Genomic DNA, 22857 nt, shown 5'->3' with positions numbered 1-22857 from the left:
ACCAACGCGTGACCAACGCGTTTGCCAAGTCACTCAGACTCACCCAGGCCGATGCGCCGCGCTGAGCCAGCAGCCAGCCTGCGGGCCCCGGTGGCGCGGCGATGCCCGTACTGCCCCATGGTGTAGCCCGGCGAGTGGTGTCGGGCATTGGCGCTGACCTCAACCGGGTTCTCACCCGCGTCCAGGTCATTAGTGATCTTGCTGTGTCGCCAGTCGTGCAGCCGGAAGCGCTCAGGGAGATGAAGCCTTTCCCTGGCTGTCCGCCACCGATCGCTAACCTGTCCCGGGTCCTGCGGGCCGCCGGGCGAGATCCCCCCTCCCCCCTTCTTGAGCATGTACCCGTCACGGGCGAACACCAGATCGTTTTCGTCCCATAGATCCCCTACCCTCTCCTTCCACGCCTGCTGACGTTCCCATTGCAACCGAAGGACCTTCATCAACGACTGATCTACATAAATGCGGGCATTGTCATCCCCATCCTTGGTAAGCCGCCGCAATACGGTCTTACCCTTGACCTCCACCACCACCCACTCAAGTTGGATTGAGCACTCTTCCCAATCGATTAGATGCCACATCATCCCTAGCGCCTCGCTACGGCGAACGCCCGTGGCCGTGTACACCGTCCACAGCGGTGCGTCACGAGTGCAGAAGTGCAGCAGTCCACAGCCCCGCCGCTTACACGGCGACCAAATGTCCTTGAGAAACGCACGGGTCTCGGCATCATTCAAGGTCTCGTAGCGGGGCCGCTGAGCCCGTATCTGTCGCCCGGTAGGCGGCTTGGCCGTTGCCGCTGGGTTCACGGGAATGAACTTCGGGACGGCCGCGCCGAGGGCGCCAGATAGGATGGTGTGAACGTGGCGCACGGACTTAGCCCCCAGAGGCTTCCCCTTGTTTGTGGGACACGGCTTGGTCTCAAGCGTTTTATACAGACCATTAAGGGACTCGTCAGTGACCTCGGATAGCCTTAGCTTCCCAATGTAGGGCTTGATGTGAAGTCGAATCTTCGGCTCATACCCTGCGAGTGTCGTTTCTTCGCCTCGGTGGTGCGCCAACCATGCGTCCAGCCACTCACCCAACGTCACGTCTGAACGAGCTACAACCTTGCCGGCCTCGTAATCAGCGATCCACTCTCGGAGCGCCCTTTCCGCAGCCGTCTTGGTCGGATACTCCCGACCGATCCAGTAGCGATCCGGCTCCCCCGTTGCAGCATTCACGTGCAGGGGGGTTCTAACGCCCCAAGTATCCGGGCGCCCAACTCTCTTGACCTTGACGGGGGTCCCCCCGTTCCCGTTGCCCTTCTTGGCCACCATTGGCCGCAACTCCTCTCCTGTCGGGGCACGCCCCCGACTGCGATCGAGCTTCCACGAACAAGCGGCTCTTGTCAATCGGCGCTTGACCTACGCCGCTCGATAGTGGGCGTAGGTAGGCTGGCGTCATGACGGAGACGAGCGGCTACGAGGTCACCCAGCGGCAAGGTGCTTGGGTCGTCCGCATGTGGTGGCCTCACGGCCCAGTGAGCGGCGGCCCGCAGCGCATCGCCATCGAGGCGGCGGCGGACGCACCGGCCCCGGAGGTAGCACGCGGCATCACCACGACGGTGCTACGCCGCGTAGACCTGCCTGGCGCTGTGGCGCTGGCAGAGGAGGAGTCTCCGGGGCAGGACGCCGCACACGAAGTTGGGGCGAAAATGCAGGAGCTAGGGAGTACGGCGCGTGCGCTGCTCGACCGCGAGGGTATTTCCAGGGCCTACCTGGCTGCCCTGGCTGCCGCGTACGCATACGCGGCAGCCAACGGCGTGTCAGGTCCGACTCAATGGCTAGCGAAGGCAATCAACCGCAACACTGCCAACACTCGCGTACACCTCAGCAGAGCGCGCAAAGCGGGGTACTTGAACGGCCCTTCGAGCCACGACCGGGGGTAGCACTCGCCTCCTCGCTACGCGCTTTCCCGATCTAGCCACGTTTCCAAGTCAGCGGGGCGACACCGTAGGGCTTGCCCCACCTTCTTGAACGGGATCTTTTCAGTCCGCCAATTCGCGTACACCCAGGACACGGGCTTGCCCAGGTACTCAGCCACATCAACCACGGACATGAGGACCGACTGACGCTCAGTCATCCACTGCCCTCCAAGGCAGGTCGTCGGGCATTGCCCCACGCTCAACCCGGTGAACGAGCTCCCAGCCTCCGCCACAGTGCTCGTACAGCTCTCCGCCGCGTAGGCCGCGGTAACGGCCGTGCCGGGGCGGCACCTCCCAGCCGAGGGCGAGCCGCGCCAGCCTGAGCGAGGTGTGGACCCTCACGACGGGCGTGCGCTCGGGGATGATGGTCGCGTACGGAGTCTCGCCCAGGTCGGGCAGGTACGGCGCGCACCGGTCCTCCATCTCAGTCATCATCGCCCCCGGCGGGCTGCTGAACGACGCCCGTGGCAAAAGGGATTCCCATGCTCTTCGCCCAGAAATCAGCAGCCATTTCCTTAGCGAGCTCAGCCGGCACAGAGGATGCCACGGCTTCGAGATAGAGATAACCCGCTACTCGCACGGCATGCACGGCCTTAGAGCCGAGTTCGGCAACCAGCTTTACGTTCAGCTCGCTCGCGATGCCCTCAACCAATTCATCAAACGCGTTGTCGTCCATGTGTCTCCTTAGTGCTTGCTTGTTTCGAGGTCTAGAACGCTTCCCCAGCTCCGCTCGCCGATCTCGGCTTCCGCGGGGATGAGCAGGCCCTGAAATACGAACTCCATGATCCGGGCTGCTTTTTCGGCGAGCTCTGCGGCTCGCTCACGAGGGAACGAGAATACGAGCTCATCATGCACGGGGAGCCGAATCCAGGGCGTGTATCCGGCTTTGTGTAGCTCCAGGATGGCCCGAGCGGTGATGTCTCTCGCGCTGCTTTGGATATAGTAATTAAGGGCCGCGTACGGGCGCCCCTTGTCCACGGGAAGCTTTCGCCCTGTGGCCGTGTAGATGTAACCCGTCTTGCGCGCCTCAGCCGAGAGGCGATCAGCGAACGCCTTGACACCCTTGTAGGTGTCCCAGAAAGCTTTTACAGCGGCCTTGGCGTCCTCCTCGGGGATGCCCCACTGGGAGGAGACAGCCCGCCACCCGCCACCAAACCCAACGGTAAAATTGGTGCCCTTGCCGGCCTTGCGTTTCGGGTGCTTGGTCGCACCCTCTGGCATAGGACCGAATGCTGCGATGGCAGTCAGATTATGCAAATCTGCATTATTCCTGAACGCATCCAGCATGACCGGATCACCGGACGCCGCGGCCATCACGCGGAGCTCCATATTCCCGAAATCAATCGTTACCGTGACATGATCCTCCTCCGCCAAAAAGCTGTGCCGCACATAGCCGTCCCCTGCGGGGAATGTCTGCGCCGGGATGCTGCCCGTAATGCTCATCCGAGCCGAGCGCGCGTACAGCGAATTTATGCTGGGATGCACTCGCCCTTGAGCGTCACGGCCCGCTAGAGCTCGATCAAACCAAGTCACCTTCCATTTACCCGCCTTCTTAGCGCTAAGAACTGCTTTAGCTAGCGGATGGTCGATCGAGTTGAGAACGCTATCGTCTACCGCAAGCTGACCTTTGGGAGTGCGCTTGGTCAGCTCGAACCCAAAACCTTTCAAGGCTTCGGCAAGCTGGGCATTGCTATTTGGGTTCTCAACGCCGTACGACCGGGCGACTTCTTCCCAGTGCGCTTTATCGGCAGCGAGCTTGTCTGACTGCGCTTGCGCGTAGTCGCCATCTACCAGATAACCCGTGCGCTCCACCAGGCCCATGACATGGGCTAGGCGGTGTTCCCAGCCGATGAGTCCTCGGGCGCGTGAGCGCGCCGGCACGAGCGGATACAGAATCCCGAATAGGCGGTAGGCCCAAGCCGGGTCCATACCTGCGTACCGCTGATAATCCTCATCCCAGAGATCAACCAGACGCCATATCTTATCCTTCGTGGTCTTGTACTTCTTAGCCAGCTCCCGCATGGAACCTTTGACTTCTTCGGCTGCGGTAGCGTCTATGTAGTGCTTGACGAGCTCTTCCAGCTTGAGCCCGGGGCCGCCTTCCTTGACCGCCCTCGGATCAACGAGGTGGGCGAGTAGCTGTGTGTCCCACAGCTTCGGCGCTAGGCGCTCCATTGGAACGCCGTAACACCGCTCGATCACATGAAGATCGAATTTCCCATTATGGGCGATGAGGAATCGGGCGTACTCCAGCGCCCAGACAACCGCACGCCCGAACTCGGGGTCGGCCTCGACAGGGAGAACGTACGTCTCAGTCGCGTGGCCGAACTGCACGAGCCGTACGGAGAAATCCTCAGCCCACCAGTCAAGGCCCGTGGTCTCTGTGTCGAACCCGAGGAATTCCCCGTGTGTCTCTACGAAGCGCCGAAAGGCAATCAAGTCTTCCGCGGACTCGACCACATTGATATTCACCGCCTGCCCTTTGAGGCGGTAAGACAGGTGTCTCAAAGGCGCCTCCAAGGAGGGGGCCGGGTTTTCGCCCGGCCCCCGTGGCTAACTCAGCTCAGCCATTGGCCTTGAAAGTACCGTCCTTCTGACGCCAGAGCGGGGGGCACTGGGCCCCCTGCGGTCCGGCGCAGAACTGGGCCGCCCACGGGCCGGCCTTGCCGGTACCCTCCCGGAACGTGCGGCCATGCGGGCAGGCATCCGCTGGCTGGTCAGGGAGGACAACGCGGCCGGCCTGAAAGGTCGGCGCCGCAGCGGCCGGGGCGGGCGCCTGAGCGCCAGGACCAGGACCAGGACCAGGACCAGCCGCAGCGCCCGGCTTGGCCGGCTGGTGCGCCTGGCGGACGGCGACGGACGCCGCGGAGGTGGTGGGAATGACACCCTTCGCCGCCAAAGCAGTCAGCAGGTCTACGGCAGCCTGGGCCGCCTCTGCGGCAGTGCGGCCATACACAGCCGGGGTGATCCACTCGGCTTCATACCCCGGGCCACTCTTAAGCGTCATGCCAATCTTGTAGGGCCGGAAAGCATCCGGAACTTCCTCATCAGCAGTCTTAGGCTTGTCGGTTTCACCCCACGGGCTCGGGCCATCAAAGGGATTCGGGAAATTCAAAGGCTACTCCTATGTCTTAGCTCTGCGTATCTCACGATTCATTTGCCGCGCCAAGGCGTCCACGGCCCGGTTAGCGGCCTTCCGCTCGGTGTCGTTGGACAGGGGCAAGCCCTGCACATAACGACGCGTGAGGAGTTCACGTGACGCGCGTGGGAGGCGGTTCAGGGCCAGTGAGGCGTCCATGCGGGCGCTCATGATGTTGTCCGTCACCCTGCACTGCAACACGTCATCCTGGCGCCCGAGCCTTTCGCTCAACTCCTCGTCGGTGTAGAGGAAACTCGCCAGCGCAATGCGCGCTTCGCGTGGCGTGTAGGAATACTGTCCGTCTTCTAGGTCACGGGCATCCCTCTCTCTGCTCGCGTACTTGATCCCAGCCCGCTTGAAGAAATCCCACAGGAACGGCTCACTGTCCTGGTGTTCCTCGATGATGGGCCGCTTAGCGTAAGCATGAGTCAAAATCTCCTGCTTTACGTCATCCTTTTCCACGACCGCCCACCCTCGGGCTATGGAACGCGCGACCCGATCCGCAAGGTTGGCCATGTAGCCCCAGTCAACTTCACTGCTCATGCCGCCTTCACGAACCTTCCGCCCGCGCCCCTTCGGACGCCGCCATAAACGCGGCCTTCGACAATAAACTCACCATTCGGCGCGATGTCCACAGCACACGGCGCCACATGCCGGCTACTCACATAAAGAATCCCGAAACCCGCGCCCCAATTCGCAACGCCACCCGGCCCCAGGTACGTAGCGTGAGTCGGGTCCATGAGGTGCCCGACTTCGAAACCCCACCGCACTACGCGTCGGCCACCGTAGCCAATTCCGGTACGCATCACGCCGAGTCGGTGAGTGTGCCCCATGACGACATTCGTGCCGGCCTTGAGGGCGTGACGAAGAGCGGTCTTACCCGACTCCTGTGATAGCCCCTTGATCTCGTGACCGTGCATGAGCACGGTATCCGGGCCCACCTCGTGGAAAGGCTCGATGAGATCGACCCCGAAACCGTCGAAATCCAGGAGCTTGGAGAAGTGGAAATCGGGCCCGTACTCCGCCAAGGCTGGCGCCTGAGCGCTCAGATACGTCCGCGGTCGCAGATCGTGATTCCCTTCCAGAATACCGAAAGGGCCCTCGTACACTCGCCGGATGGGGCTGAGGAAAACCCGCTTAGTCGTCTCGGAGTCCCGCCGCACACGCTGTTCGTACTCGGTGCGGGTGCCCTGGCTCCACCGGGACGGCGTGGGGTAATCATTTAGGTCCCCGATCTGGTACAGCTCGTCAGGCTGGTACTCGCCAATGAATCGAACGAGCGCCTTGAGATGCCGCGGCGAGTGATACGGGATCTGAGTGTCGGAGATGACGACGATTCGCTTAGTCGCCACTAGGCGGCTCCGAAATGGCGCTGTGCCCGGTGGCGAGCTCGTACGCCTCAGACCACGGCGAGCCTTCATCTTGGAGAGTCTGCACCCGCCGTAGGATCTCTTCCGTGCCTTGCGATATCCCAGAAGTCAGGTGGCCGACCACGCATGCAATGGCCAGGCCCTCGTATAGGGCTAGCTCCTCCAGGGGTACGCCTAGCCGGTGGAGCGCATGCCCCATCACGCACCCGGGGCCCTCAATGGCGCCGGTCTCGTCGCGATGCACGTAGAGACAGTCATCGGCACGTTCCGAGTACTCCGGGCCCTCGTAGACATGAGTCGGCTTCTCCGCCACGACTTGGCGTAGCGTCTTCATCAGCGTGTCATCCGTGATGGTCACTGCTCTGCCCTCCTGAAATGCGGTCGATTTCCCGAGCGACATACCACGCCGCCGCACGCAGGTCTTCGAGCTCCGATGCGCCGCCCTTGCGGCCGGCGCGGACGAGGTACTTGACGGCATTACCGCGATTGAAAGTCAGCAGTTCCGCGATGTCGATCGCCTGCCGCCCATCGCCTAGCTGGTAGTGGGGAGGGGCCTCGACGCTATCCACTGCCACCGGAACTTCCTCTATCTCATGCTCAGAGACGTAAATGAGGCCGCCTTTGCGGCCCTCAAATTGCACCCCGTACGGATACCAGGCCCCGGCCTCTTCGGTGACGCTCACGATGCGCCCCTTACGAATACGCGGCGGGTACATGACCCATCGCCCGTAGGTGGTGGATAGCCGCACCTCTTGTCCAACTCGATATTTCAAATACCTAGCCTCTCTCTCAGCCGTGCGGGCCCCTCCGCGAGGAGCAGTGAATTGGAATCCTGACCATCAGGGAGTCTCACGATCTGCTTATTGGGCAACTTGGCGCCCAGATCATTCATGAGATTGCGTCCGGCCTCGTCGCCCTCGGCAATGAGATAGACCGTGCGATAGCCGCGGAAAGCGGGAGCCCAGTAGTCCCGCCAAGAGCCTGTGCCCGGGATTCCTGCGGCCGGTACGCCGGCCACGGCCCATGCCATTACATCGAGCTCGCCCTCTGGCAGGGCTAGGTAAGGGCTCGCTTGAACGAGGGCAGCCGAGTTAAAAATGCGGGGCGGATCGCCTGACTGGCTCAAGTATTTGCCATGACCAGTGTGGGTCTCTTTGAGTCCCTGCGCTACCAGATATCGCCCCTGCGCATCTTTGACGCACTTATCCGCGATACAGCGGAAACGGATGGTCGCCACCCCGTGGGCGCCCCCGGCGGGGCGCAGATAAGGGATCGCCAGGTATCCCCGGTATTGCTCATGACCAGGTATTGCCGAATCGGCTACGTATCCGAGGCCGAATGCTACGGCCCGGCTGTCGAGTCCGCGTGCCTTTACGTAGGCTTCCGCTGGACTCCCCGGGTAGTGATGGTGGTAGGTCTTGGCTGCTTCCACCGAATGCGGAATGTGCGAATTCTTTGGCCTCAGCGAATGAGCACCCTCTTTCTCTCTGAATTACCGCATACGCGTCCTCTGATAGGCGGCAGACGAAACAGGCCCATCTGCCCGCCGTGACGTTGACGGAGGCGCTAGGCGACGAGTCCGCGTGCAGCGGGCATCTGATGCGCTGATAGCCGGTGTGGTCCTGGCGGACGGAGATGCCGTAGTAGTGCTGGAGCACAGCGCCGATAGAGGGCCGGCTCATGCGGCAGGGGGGACGTAGCGGCGCCCCAGCACCGCGTCACACGGGTAGCTCTCCAGGTACTCAGCAGCTCGGCGCAGTACCTCGGGCCGGTCCCTCGCTCCCCTGGCGAGGAGCGTGCCATTACACCGGCCGCAGAGGAGTCCGCGGATCGCGCCTGACTGGTGCGAGTGATCCACCGCCAGGTGCCCGCGGCGGGTCTCCAGGCAGATGGCGCACCGGCCGCCCTGGTGCTCCAGGAGGCGGGCGTACTCCTCCGCCGTCAGGCCGTACGTGGCCCTGATCCGTGCGTCTCGGGACGACCGGCGCCGCGTGGCCTTCCGGCAGCTCTGGCACACGCGGCCCCGAGGCCCGCTGTAGAAGCGCTCTGCTCGACTCCGCTCGCACTTGGCACAGGGGCGATACCCCTTGCGAGGCTCCGCCATCAGCCCGCCGCGCGTATACGACGCTCGGCTATAAGCTGCCTTTTCAGCTCGTCGGTCTCGGCCACCATGAGCCAGAAATTACCGAGAGGGAAAGCCCGAGCCGACCCCCCGTCGCGGCGGCAGACTACGGCGGTCTTCACGCCGCCACTCGCCGCACCGATCAGAACCTTAGCGAGGTAGCGCACGTTCAAGTGTCTCGCGTCGGCGATTCGCACCACCAGGGCGACACCGGACGTGTCCACTCCAGTCAGATCCAGGTCCGGGAAGCGCGTCGGCAGCATGAAGCCGAACTCCTTCTCGGCCACGAAACCACCCTTAAAAGCCTGCTCCATTACGCTCATTGATCCGTCTCCTCAACGCAATTTACTGGGTAGCGAAAGTTGCGGGTAGTTCGGTCTCAACGTCCTCCAGCAGGAGAGTTGAGCGATCGAGGGTCAGGCTGGCAAAGGTGCCGCCTGACGAGTCTTCGAAGCCCTCGCGGTTCTTGACTGGACTCGCATTCAGGATGCGCACTCCGTCGCCGCCATCCCCCTTGTGGATGGTGATCACAAGCGCCGGAACTCGGCCCACTTTGCCTTTTACGCCAGAGAGCGGAGTCGGAAGCAATCCGTCGCTGTACTCTCCGGTTGTATGGTGAAGCCCTAGCACATGCGCGCTGGTTTCACGAGCCATTTCAGAAAGGTATTCGAATAGGTCTTCAAGGGCGAACGCGAAACTGTCTGAATTCGCCGACCGTCCGGCGTCCACGTTGGTCACGTTGTCCACCACTATCAAGTGCGGCGAGACCCCGAAGACCTCCAGATAGCACAGAAGAAGCGTTTCCATAGCGGCCAGTGTGGGTCGAGCCGAGAAGTCGAAACGAATCCACCAACGCTCACTAAGCGCGCCCTGATACTGCTCAAAGGCATCGTCAAGCAGAGCTTTCTTGATCCGCTTCGCGTCCCCTCCTGTGATCATGGCCGTAGCTCGAACCGTCTGCGTTGTAGACGTGGAATCGGCACTGAAATACAGGCACGGGACGTTGCTGCGGATAGCGAGGTTCAGCGCGAAAAGACTCTTGCCGGTACCCGGGCCCGCCACCACGAGGGAGAACTCTCCCCGTCTGAACTGGACTTCGAGCCGATCGAGCCCCGTCCACGGTTGCGGCAGGGGCTCACCCTCTTCCCCCCGCAGACCCGCCGACTGAGTAAGTGAATACATACGATGCCCCCACCACAAAGCAAGTCTAAGACGAAAAAAAAGAGCACGAATGTGAGACATCGCAAAACCGACAGTGGAACCCGGGGGACGCTGGGAAGCGGCCAGCCTTGACACCCTGGTCCATGTCCGCAAAGCGCCGACCTATCTCCTCCTCGGGCACTTGTGCCAGGTCTACCGGTCGGGACAGGCTTCCCTTCTTGGCCATGTACCAATCGCCCCGCTCGACCTCCAGGCCGAGAGCTTTACGCACAAGGACCCCGTATGTCTGGAGCTGGAATTTCGACTTCATGGAGCCTGTTTTGAGGTCACGCACTCGCACTGATCCAGTCGGCTCTACGGGGAGCTGGTCTACATAGCCCTGGACAGTGACGCCTCCGATCTCGACTGTCAAGTGCAATTCGATGCCCAACTTACCGTCGGGTGCTTTCCAAATGCTCGGACCCTTGTCCTGGGCCCACGCCACATAGGCCGCAGCTTGCTCCCGCCCCAGCGTGTGGCGGTCCTCTATATCAGCTACAGGAGCCTTTCGGCCAGCGGTCATCCACCGGTCTAGGCGCGGCTCCTCGCGCATCGCGCGAGTAGTCAGAGACGTGTATTCATCGCTGAACATCTCTGTGACCACGCCGACTGCCAACTGCCGGCCACTCCGCTCGTACGCCTCGATCGCGGAGTGAAAGGCCGTGCCCTGGTGGGACCAGGCTGCCGGCCGCGGCGTCACTCGCTGCACGCGGCGCAAGTAATACTGGTGCCCGCACTGCTCATACTGCTCTAGCTGACTGACTGAGCGGGTCATACGGGCGACCTTAGCTAGCTGCTCTGACATCCAACTCCTGACTTGACACATGGAATAGTGCGGAAGATGCAACGGCGTGAATCGCGAACGCGGCGGACCATAGCAGGTCCGGGTGTGGGCGCGCGTGTCTTTCTGTCGAAACAACGCACTCTCGCCACGGGGCGACGAGGGCCGCGTCAAGCAGTTCTGCGGCCCCACGATCTACGCCGACATCGCTTTCTACCACGAAGAAATAGACGCCATTTACCTGCGTTGTGATTTCGTGAATCAGCACACAGTCAGAGGCATACGCCACGCGAACCGAAGCTACGCGGGCCGTACTCATTACCGCCTGGACTCCCAAGAGAACGGGTCGCACGAGCTGTCTAGCCATAAAATCCCACCCCCAAACGATCGGAGCCAGGCAGAGGGCCCCCGCCTGGCTCCTGTGTGCTGCTGCTGTCCTGCTAGCCCCAGTTGGGGTCTTGCAACTCGGTCTCGGGCGCGGGCTGGACCGCGCCCTCATCGGCCTGACTGGACCAGTTCGGGTCTCCTGCGGCCCGCTCCACGGCGGAGGCGGACAGGGCCACCCCACCCACTGCTATCGCCGCAATCAGCGCGACGCTAGATACCCACTTCCGGACACGACGCATATGCCGCATGCTTAGTCCCCGCCCTCTCGACTGCTCCGAATGTCACGCCGCGTAGGAGGCACCTGCCCCGCTTCGCGCGCCTGGCGCCCTGACCTGCGGCGTCCGTGCAACTCTGGGACAACCTGCCCCGCTGGTGACTCCCTGTACTCTGCCTAGCCGGCAGGGTGAGATCAAGTGACGATGGCTGCATATATCTGCACTGCGGAAGGAGGAAGGTCAAAGTGGAAGAAAAGGGTGGTCCCGGAAAAGGGGCCCACATCGGACATGCCGACACCTCGCACGATCTTGGGCTCTCCTCCGAGGCGCTAGCGGCTCTGACCGCTCTGCACGCGGGCGAGGCCCACGAGGCAGATACCCCCGGACTGGGCGACCTGATCGAACTGGGCCTAGCAGTCCGGGAGCCGTCTACCCGACGGTACGTGGCCGCAGACCTGCATCACGCAGTCCAAGACGGAGTGCGGTCGGAGCGCGCAGCGATCATTCATCACCTACACCAGATGAGTCAGATAGCGGATGCCGTGGCCGCAGTGGGGGCCAGCGTCGCGGGCGCGGGGCCAGGGCACGTGGCATTCCTCGCCACGCCCGATGCGGCGAACGCAAGGATTGCGCAGGCGCTTGACGGAGCAGCGACGTGCGTGTGGACCGCCCAGCCCACCAGCCGCCCAACTGGGATGCTACGGCGGTCGGTGGAACGGGACCTTCACCTGATTAACCGCGGCCTAAGCTTTCGCACTCTCTACGCGGGTAGTGCTCGCGCCCGCCAAGAGGAGCGCGAGTGGGCAACCGCAGTGACCCGGGCCGGCGCGGAAGTGCGGACGCTGGATGCGCCCTTTGAGCGCATGGTCATTGTGGATCGCCGGATCGTTTTCATCGGCACACATCTGGCAGACCCAGACAGTAAAGCCGCGTACGTTGTGACCCACCCTGCCCTCGCGGAGTACATCGCGGCTGAGTACGAGCAGAAATGGGCTCAGGCTCGCCCCTGGGCCGGCGAAAGGTGCCGCCAGGCTCCAGAGATGTCCGACCGTGCGCGGTCGATTCTAAGAGCCTTGGATGGCGGCAAAACGATCAAGCAAATCGCGGCCCACCTGGACTTGAGCGAACGCACCGTAGGCAAAGAAGTGTCTGATCTTTACGAGATGACTGGCACCGATTCGCAATTCACTCTGGGCGCTTGGTACGGCAGATCTGAGGCCGGGCAATAGGAGAGGAGGGCGGGAGCCCTGAGCGGTTCGCGGGTACTACGCGTATGCAGTTAAGTGCTCCATTGAACGACCCTCAGTTCTGCGCCTTTCGGTAGAGGTGCCTCACTAGGCCAGCGAAAAATCAGGTTCCCATCTTCCGGAGTTCGCTGAACATAGGAAAATCCGCTCTCCGGGTCAAACGCAAGAATTTGCCCCGCCGAAAGACGCCTTTCGAACGCTTCAAGGTCATCCACGGCCCGCTGTGAAAGTTCCTGGCCTTGCTGTCGCTGCATGTATGCCCGGGCCCCTCGATAGCTGCGCTGCTGCATATAGGCGCGCTTTCGGGGGTGCCCACTTAGGTTCCAGGGCAACAGTTGATTGATGCGGGCGTTGTCGCCTTGTATGTAAATTCCCAGTTTATTCAACCGCCACTGCACACCTTGCCGGGTGACCCCATATTTCTCAGCCAAGGCGACAGGAGTTAGCCCGGCGTAAAACTCTTGGAGCAAGATGTGATCGTTGGGCAAGGGCATCGAAGTATCCAAGCAATGGGCGGGCATACCGGCGCTCAATCAGATGAGCCTAGTCGCCGCTCTGGCGCCTAGGCAACCCGCTGACCACCACACGGGCACCGATGCAGTGACCTGCGTCACACTTTCTCGATCCTCCGTCCCACGGCCCTGCCGAGGACACGTACATACTTAGTGAGAACTAAACAGGAGAGCAACTAAACAGGTCACTATATGGACAGCCCCCAAAGGCTGTCCATATGACTGATTCCTCTTAGAGGTATCTGTGAGGTATCTGTCTGTAGTTGTTTGTTGCTCAATCCTGGTCATTAGTCGAGCCCCGGGCGCCAGATCAGCAGCCGCCCGGGGCTCATTTGTCCTACTCCGAGAGGTGTGACTCTGCCTAGAGCTGCACAGATCTGCTACCGGGCCGGCTGCACGCGGACGGTCGTCCGCGCCGGCCAGTGTGGGGACCATGCCCCGGCGCCCTGGTCCCGCACCAGCGCGCGGAACTCGCTGCGACACGCGGCAGCCCGGCGCGTATGGGAGCGGAGGGTACGCCCGCAGGCTCTGCGGCGGGACGGGTACGCCTGTGTCTGGTGTGGGTCTCAGGAGGCCCTGACCGTGGACCACATCACGCCTGTGAGCCGCGGCGGTACGTGGGACCTGACCAACGCGCAGACGCTCTGCGCTGGCTGCCATCGCGACAAGACCGCAGAGGACCGCGCCCTGTAGCGCGGTCCCTCTCTCTTCTCTCCGGCCCCGGAAACCCCGGGGCCTTTCTCATGCCCAGGAGGCCCTGACCGTGGACCAGGAGGAGGACGAGCGCCAGGAGCCACGCGAGCGGCGCCCGTCCCGAGCAACAGAGCGCCACGAGTGGCGGCAGCTCGTTCTCATCGAGCTTGACGAGCTGGCGGAGCTGTACGACCTCGACCTCCCGGCGGTGCATCTGCCGTGACCCGAGGGCCGAAGCCGAAGTCCAACGCCGTACGCAGGAACAAGCACCCCCACGCCCAGGAGCTCACACCTGAGCTCCAGCCGGGCCGGGAGCTCCCCCGAGCTCTCGGAATCAAGACGGCGGGGGCCAAGAGATTCTGGGAGACGTGGACACGCGCCCCACAGACAGTCACCTGGCTTGAGACCGACTGGGCTGAGCTCGAAGTGACTACAAAGCTCGTGGACGCCTTCTTTCAGGGCGATACGAAAGTGGCTGCGGAAATCCGTCAGAGAGTCGCTAAGTGGGGTGCGACCGTTGAGGATCGCGCCAGATTGCGTATCTCCGTCAAGGAGCCCGGCACCGACGAGCCCGAGGGCGATACGCCCGAGGAACCGCCCGCGCTCACGATGGATGAGGAGCTGTACCGCCTTCTAAATACCGAAGCAGGTGAGGCTCATACACGTTCGTCCGCTGACTCTGCGAGCGGCTAATTCGCTTGTCGCTCGCTGGCATCGGCATCACTCTCCGGTGCAGGGGCACCGATTCAGCATCGGCCTCTTTGATGCGAACGGCAAAGCACATGGCGCCGCGATTGTGGGCCGCCCTGTCGCCCGACTCACCCCGCAAGATTCCGTAGCGGAAGTGACCCGCCTTGTCACTGATGGAATACCCAACGGCTGTTCCAAACTCTACGGGGCCGCAGCTCGTACGGCTCACTCCATGGGCTTTGAATACATACAGACATTCATTCTTTGCCGTGAGACTGGCGTATCCCTGATGGCTTCCGGGTGGGTGTGGGATGGCGCGTCCGCGGGCGGGAGTTGGAATCGGCCTTCAAGGAACCGGCAGAGTGCGCACCCCGAAGAATCGAAGCAGCGGTGGGCGAAACAGCTCAATCCGCCTTGGCCGCGACCATAGGAGGTGATCACCCGCGCAGACAGGGAATCTTCCGATAGGGGTCCCGAGCCCCCGTGAAACTCTCGGCTACCAGATCATTCGTTGGGCTCAGAAATACATCGTCACGCCTGACGGTGAGCGCGCCGGCGAGAGCTGGCAGTTCACGCCGGAACAGCTCCGCTTTGTTTTGTGGTTCTATGCCATTAATCCCGATGGGACATGGGCGTACAGCGCTGCGACTCTGCGCCGTGCGAAAGGCTGGGGGAAGACGCCATTGTTGGCGGCCCTGGCCATTGTTGAATTCCTAGGGCCCTGTCGGTTCAGTCATTTTGACGCGTTCGGCCTGCCCGTCGGTAAGGCCGTGCCGTTGCCTGTCGTGCAGGTTGGCGCGACGGCGCTCGATCAGACAGAGCAGACGATCGATTTTATCCGCGGAATGCTGTCGGAGTCGCCGGCCGAGCGTGAATTCGGGCTTGAGATCGGCAAATCGATCGTTCAGTTCAAGTCTGGTAAGCCGGGGTCGATCAGGCCCAAGGCGACTGCGGGCCGAACCAATGAAGGGAACCGCCCGACATTTGCCAGGGCCCCGGTGGGCTGACCCCTGCTGGGGCCCTGGTGAATGCGTGATTCGTTCTCATGGATGAGGTCCATCATTGGGTGGGCACGAATGGCGGGCCCGACTTCTACCAGACCCTGAAAAGGAATGTCGAAAAGACAACCAAGATGGGGTCTCGGTGGGTCTGTACCACCAACGCATACAACCCGCTCGAAGGTAGCGTTGCGCAGATCATCCACGAGTCAGAAATGGTCTTGCAAGGCTTCTGGCTTTATGACTGCGTAGAGGGCTCTATTGCCCTGGAAGACCTACGCACCGCGCGGGCCGTACGCCGGGCGCTCATAGAGGCGTACGGCGATGCCGTGTGGGCCGATATCGACGGTCTAATGCGGACCATTCTCTACGACCGCACGACACCGGATTCGACATACTGCCGCTTCTACTTCAACCAGATCGCCGAGTCATCCGACGGTTGGATGAACGCGGCTGAATGGAAAGCGTGCCTGTCGGAGGGCGACCCGATACGCGACGGCGACATGATCGCGATCGGTTTCGACGGCAGTGTCAGAAATGACGCGACCGGGATCGTGGGCGTCAGAATGCGGGACGCCAAGCTGTTCGTGATTGCCGTGTGGCAGCGACCGGAGAATGCGCCCGAGGATTGGGAAGTTGACGCACTCGCGGTCGAGGCCGCTATCGATGAAGCTTTCCGCCGTTATCGCGTGCTCTGGGTTTATTGCGATCCTCCGTACTTCCAAGAGGCTATCGGGCGATGGGCCATCAAGCACGGCACGGATATCGTCTTCGAGTTCTGGACTAATAAGATCACGCGGACAGTCCAGGCCATTGAGCGCTTCCGCTCCGCGGTCACCTCTCGGGATCTCAAGCACGACGGGGACAAGCGTTTGACGACGCACGTCCTTAATGCCGTGAAACGCGAGGTACCGCAGGGCTCATCAACCGGCGTTCTCATTCAGAAGGAGAACCCAAAGTCGAAGCGAAAAATAGACCTCGCCATGTGTGGCGTATTGGCTCTGGAGGCTCGCGCCGACGCTATCGCGGACGGGCGCATGAAGATCAGGCGTGCCCGTGTCGTCGGATTCTAGGAAGGAGGTTATTTGATAGTTCCCCCCGGTGGCCATAGCGCCATGTCCCCGCCCGAAAGCCCCGCTGACTGGCTCCGGTATCTCTACGGAAAGCTGACCCAGCAGCGGCCGGAACTAGACGGCTACGTCGAGTATTACGATGGCGAGCATCAGCGGCTAGCTTTTGCCCAGATGCGGTACCGTCACGAATTTCGCGAGGTCTTCGAAACGTGGCGGGATAATTTCTGCGGCCTCATCGTGGACTCGTGCACGGAGCGAATGCATGTCGAAGCTTTTCGCCTGGCGGAGTCCCCAGGCACAGACGACCAGGCTCGACACATTTGGCAGCGCAATCGCATGGACGCGCTGAGCGGTGCGGTACACCTCGATAGCCTGGTTCAGGGCGTCGCGTACGTCCTCGTCTGGCCTGACGAGAAGACCAGCGAGCCGAAGATTAGCCCTATCGAGGCCCGCAATCTGGCGGTCGAGTACCGCCGCGGATCTATCACGGAGATAGAGGCAGCAGCTCACTTTCATGTGGACTCCTGGGGTCGGCACTGGGCCACGCTATGGACTCCGGAATATGTCTACGAGACCCGGCCAGGGCAGTCCTGGGAAGAGGGCACGCGGGGCCCGAATCCTCTGGACATCGTTCCCATCGTCCCATTCCGGAATCGCCTGCGACTGAGCGGCGTTGACCGCTCAGAGCTGTCCGATGTGATCCCTATCCAGGATGCAGTGAACAAAGTGATCTCTGACGCGCTGATGGCGTCTGAGACGGCGGCTTTCCCGCAGAAATTCGTCAGCGGTCTTGAGATCACAGAGGACGAGAACGGGAATCCGGTCGAGCCCTTTCAAGTGGCCGTGGACAAGCTCTTGCAGGCCGAGGACCCTCAAGCCCGTTTCGGATCATTCGCTGCGGCTGACCTCGCTAACTGGGTGACCTTGATCAGCATGCTCGTGCAGCACCTCGCGAGCATTTCCAGAACTCCGCCCACCTACTTCCTAGCCAACGGGACCACTTTCCCTTCGGGTGAATCAATTCTCTCGGCCGAAGCCGGCCTAGTCGCGAAGGTAAAAGAGCGCCTTCGGGGCTTCGGCGAGTCCTGGGAACAGGTAATTCGTTTGTGCTTTGCCATCAAACACGACAAGCGGCAGCACGCATACGACATGGAAACTGTGTGGCGTGACCCAGAGTATCGAACTGAGGCGCAGCATATTGACGCGCTTTTGAAGCTGCATCAATTGGATGTGCCCTTGCCTCAACTTTGGGCAGACGCCGGCTATTCAGATGCTCAGATCGCTACTTTCCGCGAGTGGCGGAAGGAAGATGCACGGGCCGCAGCGGAACTCCAACATATCGGCCCTAAGCCTGAAACAGGTGGGGGCTTTGGGGCGACTCCCCAGCCGAAAACGGCCCGCCAAATGGCTTCTAAACCGCCGCAAGGCAACTCAGGCAACGTCAACCGCAAGCTAAACGAAGACTCTTAGGAGGCGCTTTGAGCGACGAGAACAGCACCGAGACCGGCGCCCCGGCCGACGAGGGCCAGGGCAAGACCGACCCCGAGACTGCGCCGGCTGCCCTCCAGGCCGCGCTGACGCAGGCCCAGGAGGAGGCCGCCCGGCTCCGGACCGAGCTGGAGGCCGCACGACAGGCCGAGCTCACGGACCAGGAACGCGCCCTAGAAGACGCCAAGGCCGAGGCCCGCCGCGGCGTCCTGGCCGAGCTCGGCGCGGAGCTGGTGAAGGCGGAGCTGCGCGCCCAGGGCGCTTCGGCCGGCGTGGACGTGGCCGACTCCTTGGAGTACCTGAATCTGACGGCTTTCACCGGCGAGGATGGCCGGCCCAGCGCCGAGCGCATCGGTGACTACATCGAAAAGCAAAAGATCAAGGCTCGGCCGGATTTCCCCGAGCTCCACGGAGCCGGCACCTTTCCGTCTCGGGGATCGGACATTTCCAGCATGAACCCGACCGAGCTCGCCGACATGATCACTGACGGTCGCTTCCTCTAAATCCCTTTTCCCTAGCAGAGAGGCTATACATGGCGCGTACCACGCATCGATTTAATTTGAACCCGGTTCAGGTGACCATTGCGGCACTGGGCCTTTTGGATCGACAGCTCACCTTGGGCGGGATTCCTGCCCGCTATAGCCAGCTCAATTTTACTGGCGGCGTGGGCGATGTGATCAACGTCAACCGGGAGGGCCGCGGAATCAAGGTCCAGGAATCCGGAATCTCCGCGCCGATCGAGAACCCGATCAAGGGCGACAGCGATCGATTCGCCGCGGCCTCGGATCGGCCGCTGCCTACCGCGCCTCGTCGGGCGCCGGACGGCTTCATTCGCGAGTCGCGGTTCCCGGTCCGCCTGACGACGCTGGCTCAGAATGGCACCACGCTGAGCATGGAGCAGATAGCCTTTGATTTGAAGCGCTTCGGCGCCCAGGTGCTCTCCAAGCTGACTCGGGGTTTTGCCGAGTATTTCGATGACACCACGGCCGGCTTCATTAAGAGGAACATTACTCGGGCAGGTCTCTCCGCAGAAGCCATTGCGGCGGTAGGCGGGGACATCAACGTCACCATTCCCGCTGCGGATGGCACCCGTCAGAATCTTGCTGACAGGGCCTTGGCTCTCCGTACCGCCCTCGCGGATGCACGGATGCACATGGATATTGCGAATGTTCCCGTTTCTGAGCGCTACCTCATCGTGGGTCCGGAATTTCACAACATCCTGATCAAGGACCCCGAATTCGTCGCGGTTTCTTACAGCGGCGACACGAACGCCCTGCGGCGCGCAGTGGTCGGCAACATCTACACGTTTGACGTTGTGTCACACAATTCTTTCGGCCTTGAGGGCTACGTCTTCCACAAGTCGGCCATGCTCCTCGCTTCCGCTTGCCCTGCAATTCCGATGGGCGCGGTTACCGGCTCCGTCCAGGACGTAAACGGGATCGCTACCAGGATGCTGGTGGATTATGACTACGACAAGAAGGCGGACACCATCGGCCTTGACACTATGTACGGCCTGGCGACTGTGAAGGAAGATCCAGATTACGAGGCGCGGGGGGTTTTGATCGGCGAACAATTCGTGCGCGGCCTCAAGATCAATATCACGGAAAAGGCCGCTGGAACTGCCAGCGCGGCCAGTAAGCGGGGCCGCGATAGCTGATCTGGCATTCGCGACGGTAGACGATGTGGCCGCCCGTCTCGGGCGGCCCATCGGCCTCGATGAGGCTCCGCGAGTGAGCGCCTTCCTCCAGGACGTGAGCGCCTTGATAGAGGACTACTGCGGGCGCGAGCTGCTGCGCCGCGAGGGTGCGACCTTCGCCCTGTACCCGCAGGGCGGGCCGGCCCTCCCGATCCCCCTCCGGTACCGGACCCGCCTCACGATCTCCGCCGTCCACCAGGACGGCGCTGTCGTCACGGACTACACGCACCGCGGCACCGAGCTGGTGCGCGACGCTCACTGGCTCGGGCAGCTCGTCACAGTGACTGGCTCCTGGGGCCACACGCCGGCGCCGGCCGGCCTGGTCGCCATCACCAGTGCCGAGGTCATCCGGTGGCTAGCGCTGAGTCCGGGTGTGGAGTCGGAACGGGTCGGAGAGGTTGAGGTGTCCTTTGCCGGGGCCGGCACGGCGCAGGCCCTCTCAGGCGCCGCGCGGGCCTCCCTCCGGCCGTACCGAAGACCGACCGCAGGGACGCTCAATCTGGCAGCGAAGCGCGTATGGGAGTGAGCCCCGCACACGCGGGGATACGCCAGCCTCGCTGACCTCGCACACGTCGTCACGGAGCCAACCCCGCACGCGGGGACGAGTGAGTGTGTATCGGGTCTACGGTTGCTTGGCTTGGGCCATCCCCGCCCACGCGGGGACCAGCAACCAGGATGACATAGAAGGGAGTTCGCCTGCTCTCATTCACTGAACCCGTAGAGATCTGGCGTACGGTCGCCAGGACAGAGACCGCGTACACGACGCGCCCAGACTGGGACCAGGCCGTACGCGTCTGGGCTGGACTGGGCTCCGTCCAGCCGGAGGAGGAGGGCCAGGAGGAGGAACCCGACCCGGGGCGCCGGCCCGCCGCTGAGCGCCTGGCGGTGTTCCTCCCTTATGGGGTGGACGTGGCCACCGCGGACCGCGTGTTCGTGCGCGGCGCCCGCTACGAGGTAGACGCGATCAAGCGGCGCCCCCAGACCTCTCGCCGTCACGTCCGGCTGAGCCTGTGGCGGGCGGTCACATGAGGCGCCCTCGCGTGCGCTTGGTCCTCCGCCCCAACTGGGAGACCCCCTTTTTCCGCGGCCCCCAGGTGCGGGATCTGATCGCCCAGCGCGTTGACGAGCTCCAGGTCGAGGCCATCCGCCGCGCCCCGAGGCGTCGCCGGAGTCGCCCGGCCCCTTGGAACGCCGTGTCTCGCAATATCAAATCCATCATGCAGCGCACGTCCGAGGGTTGGCACGGGATCGTCTCGGTGGAGCCGAATCCGCGGGCTCGTCATGCGCTGCTCCAGGAGGACGGATTCACGGACCGGTCGGGTCGTGAACATCCGGGCCGGCGCTTTCTCAAGGAGGCTCTTTACAAAATGAGGATCGATTGACAGTAGACGCTGTTGAGGTCGTGATCGAGTTCCTCCGCACTCGTCCGAGCATTCCGCGCGATGCGGTGCGCGGCGACATGACCGAGCACACGACGGGTGCCACGACTGTCTATCTGGAGCACTCGGGCGGCTATCGCGTCGTCCGCGAAGCCATGGATCGAGCTGACATTGAGTACGAGGTGTATGCGCTCGATCGAAAGCGCTGCATTGATCTGGCTCTGCTCGTTCGTGAAGAATTGCTAGAGAATCTACCCGGAATGATTCTGGGTGGGGCTGAGGTGCTGGACATAGGGGAAATCTCAGCTCCGGTCTACATCCCGGATGTGACCTCGCGAGAGCACGTGTACGGAGGTGAGGTGAGTGTTTTCTACACTCCTTATCCCTAGCATCTCCGGCGCCCTCAGGGCCCTGATGCTGCGATACATAACCCGGCGGCGCCGATAGAGGCGCTGCCAGCCCACCGACCAATGAAGCGCCCTCACAGCAGGGCGCTTTTTTTCATGCCCGCAGGAGGACCATGGCTAACAATGCTCAGAAGATCCGCTTCGCGCCTAATGGTGCGCTGTACATTGCTCCGGCGCCCGTGGATGGGGCGACCGGGGGAACTAAGCCACCAACCGAGCTCGGCGACGGGAAGACCGCGCCGCCCGGCTACCGCGATTTCGGCTACGTGGACGAAAGCGGGGTCACTCTTACCCCCAGCGTGGAGACGAGTCCGGTCGCGGCCTGGCAAAGCGCCGTGCCGGTGCTTTACATCGTGACCGGCGCCGCTTTCTCCGTGAAGTCCACCTTTATCGAGACCAATTCTGTGACCACCGAGCACTTTTTTGGCGCCCCGTGGACGGAGATCAAGACCGGCGAGACGGGGACAGGTGTCTATCGATTGAATCTGTCGTCCACTCCCGAATTCTCCGATGTGAGCCTGGTAGTGGACTGGCAGCAGAAGGGCTATCTGTGGCGCGTGGTTATCAGTCGCGCCATGGTCTCTGACCGCGGAGCCATTCAGCTCACTCGCAAGGAACCGCACAAATACGAATTGACTCTAGAGGGCCTGGACTTTGCGGGTGGCCTTGGCTACGTGCTGACGAATGACCCGTCCATCATGCCGCCGGCCACTTCCCCCGGCACGCTGTCTAAGTCCGCCTCTGCCTGAATTCCACTTACCCCTAGGAGCTGCCTGAATGACCGCCAAGAAGCCGAAGAGCGCCACCGCGCCCAAGAGCGCCGGCCAGCAGATCGAGGCCGCAGAGAAGAAGACCACTACTTTCGAGCATCGCGGCATCGTTTTCACCATTCCCGTGGGCAAGGCGCTGCCAATCGATGTTTTCGAGACCGATGACGAGATTGAGGCCACGAAGCTCATTTTGGGTGAGAAGCAGTGGAAGGCATGGAAGAACTCGTTCGAAGAGAGAGCGTCTTTCGGTGATTGGACGGATCTCCTGACCGCAGTCACTGAGGCTCAGGGGATGGCCATCCAATCGGGAAACTGATTGATGCCGTCCGCCTAGTGCAGGAATACCCTGATGAGCTCGAAGCGGACCTACTCGAATTCTTCGGCGTGGACCTGCTCGACCTCTGGCGTGGACGGCTATCTATCCGCCGAGTCGGTGTGCTGATTAAGTCCTTGATGAAGAAGCCGGGCCGCTCGTCGTTGCTCCAAGCAATGGACGAGCGGGCCCGGTGGTCTGACTCCGATTACATACTCGCTCGTGCGTCCGATGCTCTAGAGCTCTCCAATTACATCGCCATCAAGGTGAACGCGGAGGACACGAAGGATATACCTTTCCCTGAGCCGCTTCCGCGGCCGGGAGAAACGGAAGACGAGGGGCCGGCCGAGAAGTCTGGCCAGGAAATGTCGTCACCACAGGAGATCATCAGCTTCTTTGGACAGATGAACAACCTTTAAG

At 62.2% G+C, this 22857-nt stretch carries 32 protein-coding genes and 1 pseudogene; 16 read left to right on the top strand and 17 right to left on the bottom strand.

Translation table 11 applies throughout. The features are described 5' to 3' along the window. Window positions 1-29: 29 nt before the first annotated feature. The 16 genes and pseudogenes from H7H31_RS21470 to H7H31_RS34640 all read right to left on the bottom strand — a co-directional run bounded on the left by H7H31_RS21470 (window position 30) and on the right by H7H31_RS34640 (window position 11132). Window positions 30-1310: a tyrosine-type recombinase/integrase gene (locus H7H31_RS21470; RefSeq protein WP_187118047.1), complete on the bottom strand. Its 1281-nt coding sequence runs from the start codon at window positions 1308-1310 to the stop codon at window positions 30-32. Between the two features lie 625 nt (window positions 1311-1935). Beyond that, window positions 1936-2091 (bottom strand): helix-turn-helix domain-containing protein, encoded by a 156-nt coding sequence (locus tag H7H31_RS21465; protein WP_187118277.1) that lies wholly within the window; start codon window positions 2089-2091, stop codon window positions 1936-1938. A 16-nt stretch (window positions 2092-2107) separates the two neighbouring features. Then, a complete protein-coding gene (locus tag H7H31_RS21460; RefSeq protein WP_187118046.1) occupies window positions 2108-2389 on the bottom strand; it encodes a hypothetical protein in 282 nt (93 codons plus the stop codon). Next, window positions 2382-2633: a hypothetical protein gene (locus tag H7H31_RS21455; RefSeq protein WP_187118045.1), complete on the bottom strand. Its 252-nt coding sequence runs from the start codon at window positions 2631-2633 to the stop codon at window positions 2382-2384. Before H7H31_RS21455 ends, H7H31_RS21460 begins: the two co-directional genes overlap by 8 nt. 8 nt (window positions 2634-2641) lie before the next feature. Further along, on the bottom strand, window positions 2642-4429 hold the full coding sequence (locus H7H31_RS21450) for a DNA polymerase (RefSeq protein WP_232110008.1): 1788 nt from the start codon (window positions 4427-4429) through the stop codon (window positions 2642-2644). Window positions 4430-4520: 91 nt separating this feature from the next. Then, entirely contained in the window at window positions 4521-5072 is a 552-nt protein-coding gene (locus tag H7H31_RS35175) for a hypothetical protein (RefSeq protein ID WP_443728872.1), read from the bottom strand. A 9-nt stretch (window positions 5073-5081) separates the two neighbouring features. After that, window positions 5082-5639, bottom strand: coding sequence for a hypothetical protein (locus H7H31_RS21445; RefSeq protein ID WP_187118043.1), 558 nt, complete (start codon window positions 5637-5639; stop codon window positions 5082-5084). After that, complete coding sequence (locus tag H7H31_RS21440; RefSeq protein WP_232110007.1) at window positions 5636-6448, bottom strand: metallophosphoesterase; 813 nt, start codon at window positions 6446-6448, stop codon at window positions 5636-5638. The genes H7H31_RS21445 and H7H31_RS21440 overlap by 4 nt, the downstream gene beginning before the upstream one ends. Before the next feature lie 359 nt (window positions 6449-6807). Then, window positions 6808-7149: a DUF3310 domain-containing protein gene (locus tag H7H31_RS21435; protein WP_197995966.1), complete on the bottom strand. Its 342-nt coding sequence runs from the start codon at window positions 7147-7149 to the stop codon at window positions 6808-6810. 86 nt (window positions 7150-7235) lie between these two features. After that, window positions 7236-7898 carry a toprim domain-containing protein gene (locus H7H31_RS21430; protein WP_232110006.1) on the bottom strand — a complete coding sequence of 221 codons (663 nt, stop codon included), beginning with the start codon at window positions 7896-7898 and terminating at the stop codon, window positions 7236-7238. Window positions 7899-7962: 64 nt separating this feature from the next. After that, window positions 7963-8148: pseudogene (locus H7H31_RS35050) on the bottom strand (CHC2 zinc finger domain-containing protein); the annotation flags it as partial. After that, the gene (locus H7H31_RS21420; RefSeq protein ID WP_187118039.1) at window positions 8145-8570 is read right to left on the bottom strand and encodes an endonuclease VII domain-containing protein; all 426 of its coding nucleotides are present in this window, start codon (window positions 8568-8570) and stop codon (window positions 8145-8147) included. The pseudogene H7H31_RS35050 and the gene H7H31_RS21420, both read right to left, overlap by 4 nt. Further along, complete coding sequence (locus H7H31_RS21415) at window positions 8570-8911, bottom strand: hypothetical protein (protein WP_187118038.1); 342 nt, start codon at window positions 8909-8911, stop codon at window positions 8570-8572. Before H7H31_RS21415 ends, H7H31_RS21420 begins: the two co-directional genes overlap by 1 nt. Before the next feature lie 22 nt (window positions 8912-8933). After that, a complete protein-coding gene (locus H7H31_RS21410; protein WP_187118037.1) occupies window positions 8934-9770 on the bottom strand; it encodes an AAA family ATPase in 837 nt (278 codons plus the stop codon). Between the two features lie 25 nt (window positions 9771-9795). Beyond that, window positions 9796-10563, bottom strand: coding sequence for a RecB family exonuclease (locus H7H31_RS21405; RefSeq protein WP_187118275.1), 768 nt, complete (start codon window positions 10561-10563; stop codon window positions 9796-9798). 446 nt (window positions 10564-11009) lie between these two features. Next, window positions 11010-11132: a hypothetical protein gene (locus tag H7H31_RS34640; protein WP_269475459.1), complete on the bottom strand. Its 123-nt coding sequence runs from the start codon at window positions 11130-11132 to the stop codon at window positions 11010-11012. A 749-nt stretch (window positions 11133-11881) separates the two neighbouring features. On the opposite strand from H7H31_RS34640, the gene H7H31_RS21400 reads away from it, so the two are divergent. After that, on the top strand, window positions 11882-12400 hold the full coding sequence (locus tag H7H31_RS21400; RefSeq protein WP_187118036.1) for a LuxR C-terminal-related transcriptional regulator: 519 nt from the start codon (window positions 11882-11884) through the stop codon (window positions 12398-12400). A 50-nt stretch (window positions 12401-12450) separates the two neighbouring features. Here the strand turns inward: H7H31_RS21400 and H7H31_RS21395 are convergent, their stop codons facing one another. Next, window positions 12451-12912, bottom strand: a complete 462-nt coding sequence (locus H7H31_RS21395; protein ID WP_187118035.1) for a hypothetical protein — start codon at window positions 12910-12912, stop codon at window positions 12451-12453. A 369-nt stretch (window positions 12913-13281) separates the two neighbouring features. Between H7H31_RS21395 and H7H31_RS34635 the strand changes: the two genes are divergently transcribed. The 15 genes from H7H31_RS34635 to H7H31_RS34200 all read left to right on the top strand — a co-directional run bounded on the left by H7H31_RS34635 (window position 13282) and on the right by H7H31_RS34200 (window position 22856). Further along, entirely contained in the window at window positions 13282-13623 is a 342-nt protein-coding gene (locus H7H31_RS34635) for an HNH endonuclease (RefSeq protein ID WP_269475458.1), read from the top strand. Window positions 13624-13693: 70 nt separating this feature from the next. Then, on the top strand, window positions 13694-13846 hold the full coding sequence (locus H7H31_RS21385) for a hypothetical protein (RefSeq protein WP_187118034.1): 153 nt from the start codon (window positions 13694-13696) through the stop codon (window positions 13844-13846). Next, window positions 13843-14316: a phage terminase small subunit gene (locus tag H7H31_RS35170; RefSeq protein ID WP_187118033.1), complete on the top strand. Its 474-nt coding sequence runs from the start codon at window positions 13843-13845 to the stop codon at window positions 14314-14316. The genes H7H31_RS21385 and H7H31_RS35170 overlap by 4 nt, the downstream gene beginning before the upstream one ends. After that, the gene (locus H7H31_RS35045) at window positions 14273-14743 is read left to right on the top strand and encodes an XF1762 family protein (protein WP_372455942.1); all 471 of its coding nucleotides are present in this window, start codon (window positions 14273-14275) and stop codon (window positions 14741-14743) included. Before H7H31_RS35170 ends, H7H31_RS35045 begins: the two co-directional genes overlap by 44 nt. Before the next feature lie 253 nt (window positions 14744-14996). Beyond that, entirely contained in the window at window positions 14997-15320 is a 324-nt protein-coding gene (locus H7H31_RS34205; protein ID WP_232110004.1) for a hypothetical protein, read from the top strand. Window positions 15321-15358: 38 nt separating this feature from the next. Then, the gene (locus H7H31_RS21370) at window positions 15359-16384 is read left to right on the top strand and encodes a hypothetical protein (protein WP_232110003.1); all 1026 of its coding nucleotides are present in this window, start codon (window positions 15359-15361) and stop codon (window positions 16382-16384) included. A 42-nt stretch (window positions 16385-16426) separates the two neighbouring features. Continuing rightward, on the top strand, window positions 16427-17854 hold the full coding sequence (locus H7H31_RS21365) for a phage portal protein (protein WP_187118032.1): 1428 nt from the start codon (window positions 16427-16429) through the stop codon (window positions 17852-17854). A gap of 8 nt (window positions 17855-17862) precedes the next feature. Beyond that, entirely contained in the window at window positions 17863-18375 is a 513-nt protein-coding gene (locus H7H31_RS21360; RefSeq protein ID WP_187118031.1) for a hypothetical protein, read from the top strand. A gap of 29 nt (window positions 18376-18404) precedes the next feature. Further along, complete coding sequence (locus H7H31_RS21355; RefSeq protein ID WP_187118030.1) at window positions 18405-19529, top strand: hypothetical protein; 1125 nt, start codon at window positions 18405-18407, stop codon at window positions 19527-19529. A gap of 73 nt (window positions 19530-19602) precedes the next feature. Further along, window positions 19603-20094, top strand: a complete 492-nt coding sequence (locus H7H31_RS21350) for a phage gp6-like head-tail connector protein (protein ID WP_232110002.1) — start codon at window positions 19603-19605, stop codon at window positions 20092-20094. A 691-nt stretch (window positions 20095-20785) separates the two neighbouring features. Beyond that, a complete protein-coding gene (locus H7H31_RS21345) occupies window positions 20786-20950 on the top strand; it encodes a hypothetical protein (RefSeq protein WP_187118029.1) in 165 nt (54 codons plus the stop codon). Window positions 20951-20970: 20 nt separating this feature from the next. Further along, window positions 20971-21336: a hypothetical protein gene (locus H7H31_RS21340; RefSeq protein ID WP_187118028.1), complete on the top strand. Its 366-nt coding sequence runs from the start codon at window positions 20971-20973 to the stop codon at window positions 21334-21336. 131 nt (window positions 21337-21467) lie between these two features. Next, window positions 21468-22103, top strand: a complete 636-nt coding sequence (locus tag H7H31_RS21335; RefSeq protein ID WP_187118027.1) for a phage tail tube protein — start codon at window positions 21468-21470, stop codon at window positions 22101-22103. A gap of 28 nt (window positions 22104-22131) precedes the next feature. Then, on the top strand, window positions 22132-22440 hold the full coding sequence (locus H7H31_RS21330) for a hypothetical protein (protein ID WP_187118026.1): 309 nt from the start codon (window positions 22132-22134) through the stop codon (window positions 22438-22440). 17 nt (window positions 22441-22457) lie between these two features. Further along, entirely contained in the window at window positions 22458-22856 is a 399-nt protein-coding gene (locus H7H31_RS34200; RefSeq protein ID WP_232110001.1) for a hypothetical protein, read from the top strand. Window position 22857: the final 1 nt, after the last annotated feature.

Source organism: Streptomyces buecherae (genome assembly GCF_014295035.1).
GTDB classification, from domain to species: domain Bacteria; phylum Actinomycetota; class Actinomycetes; order Streptomycetales; family Streptomycetaceae; genus Streptomyces; species Streptomyces youssoufiensis.
This window is presented reverse-complemented; position numbering and strand designations above follow the sequence as displayed.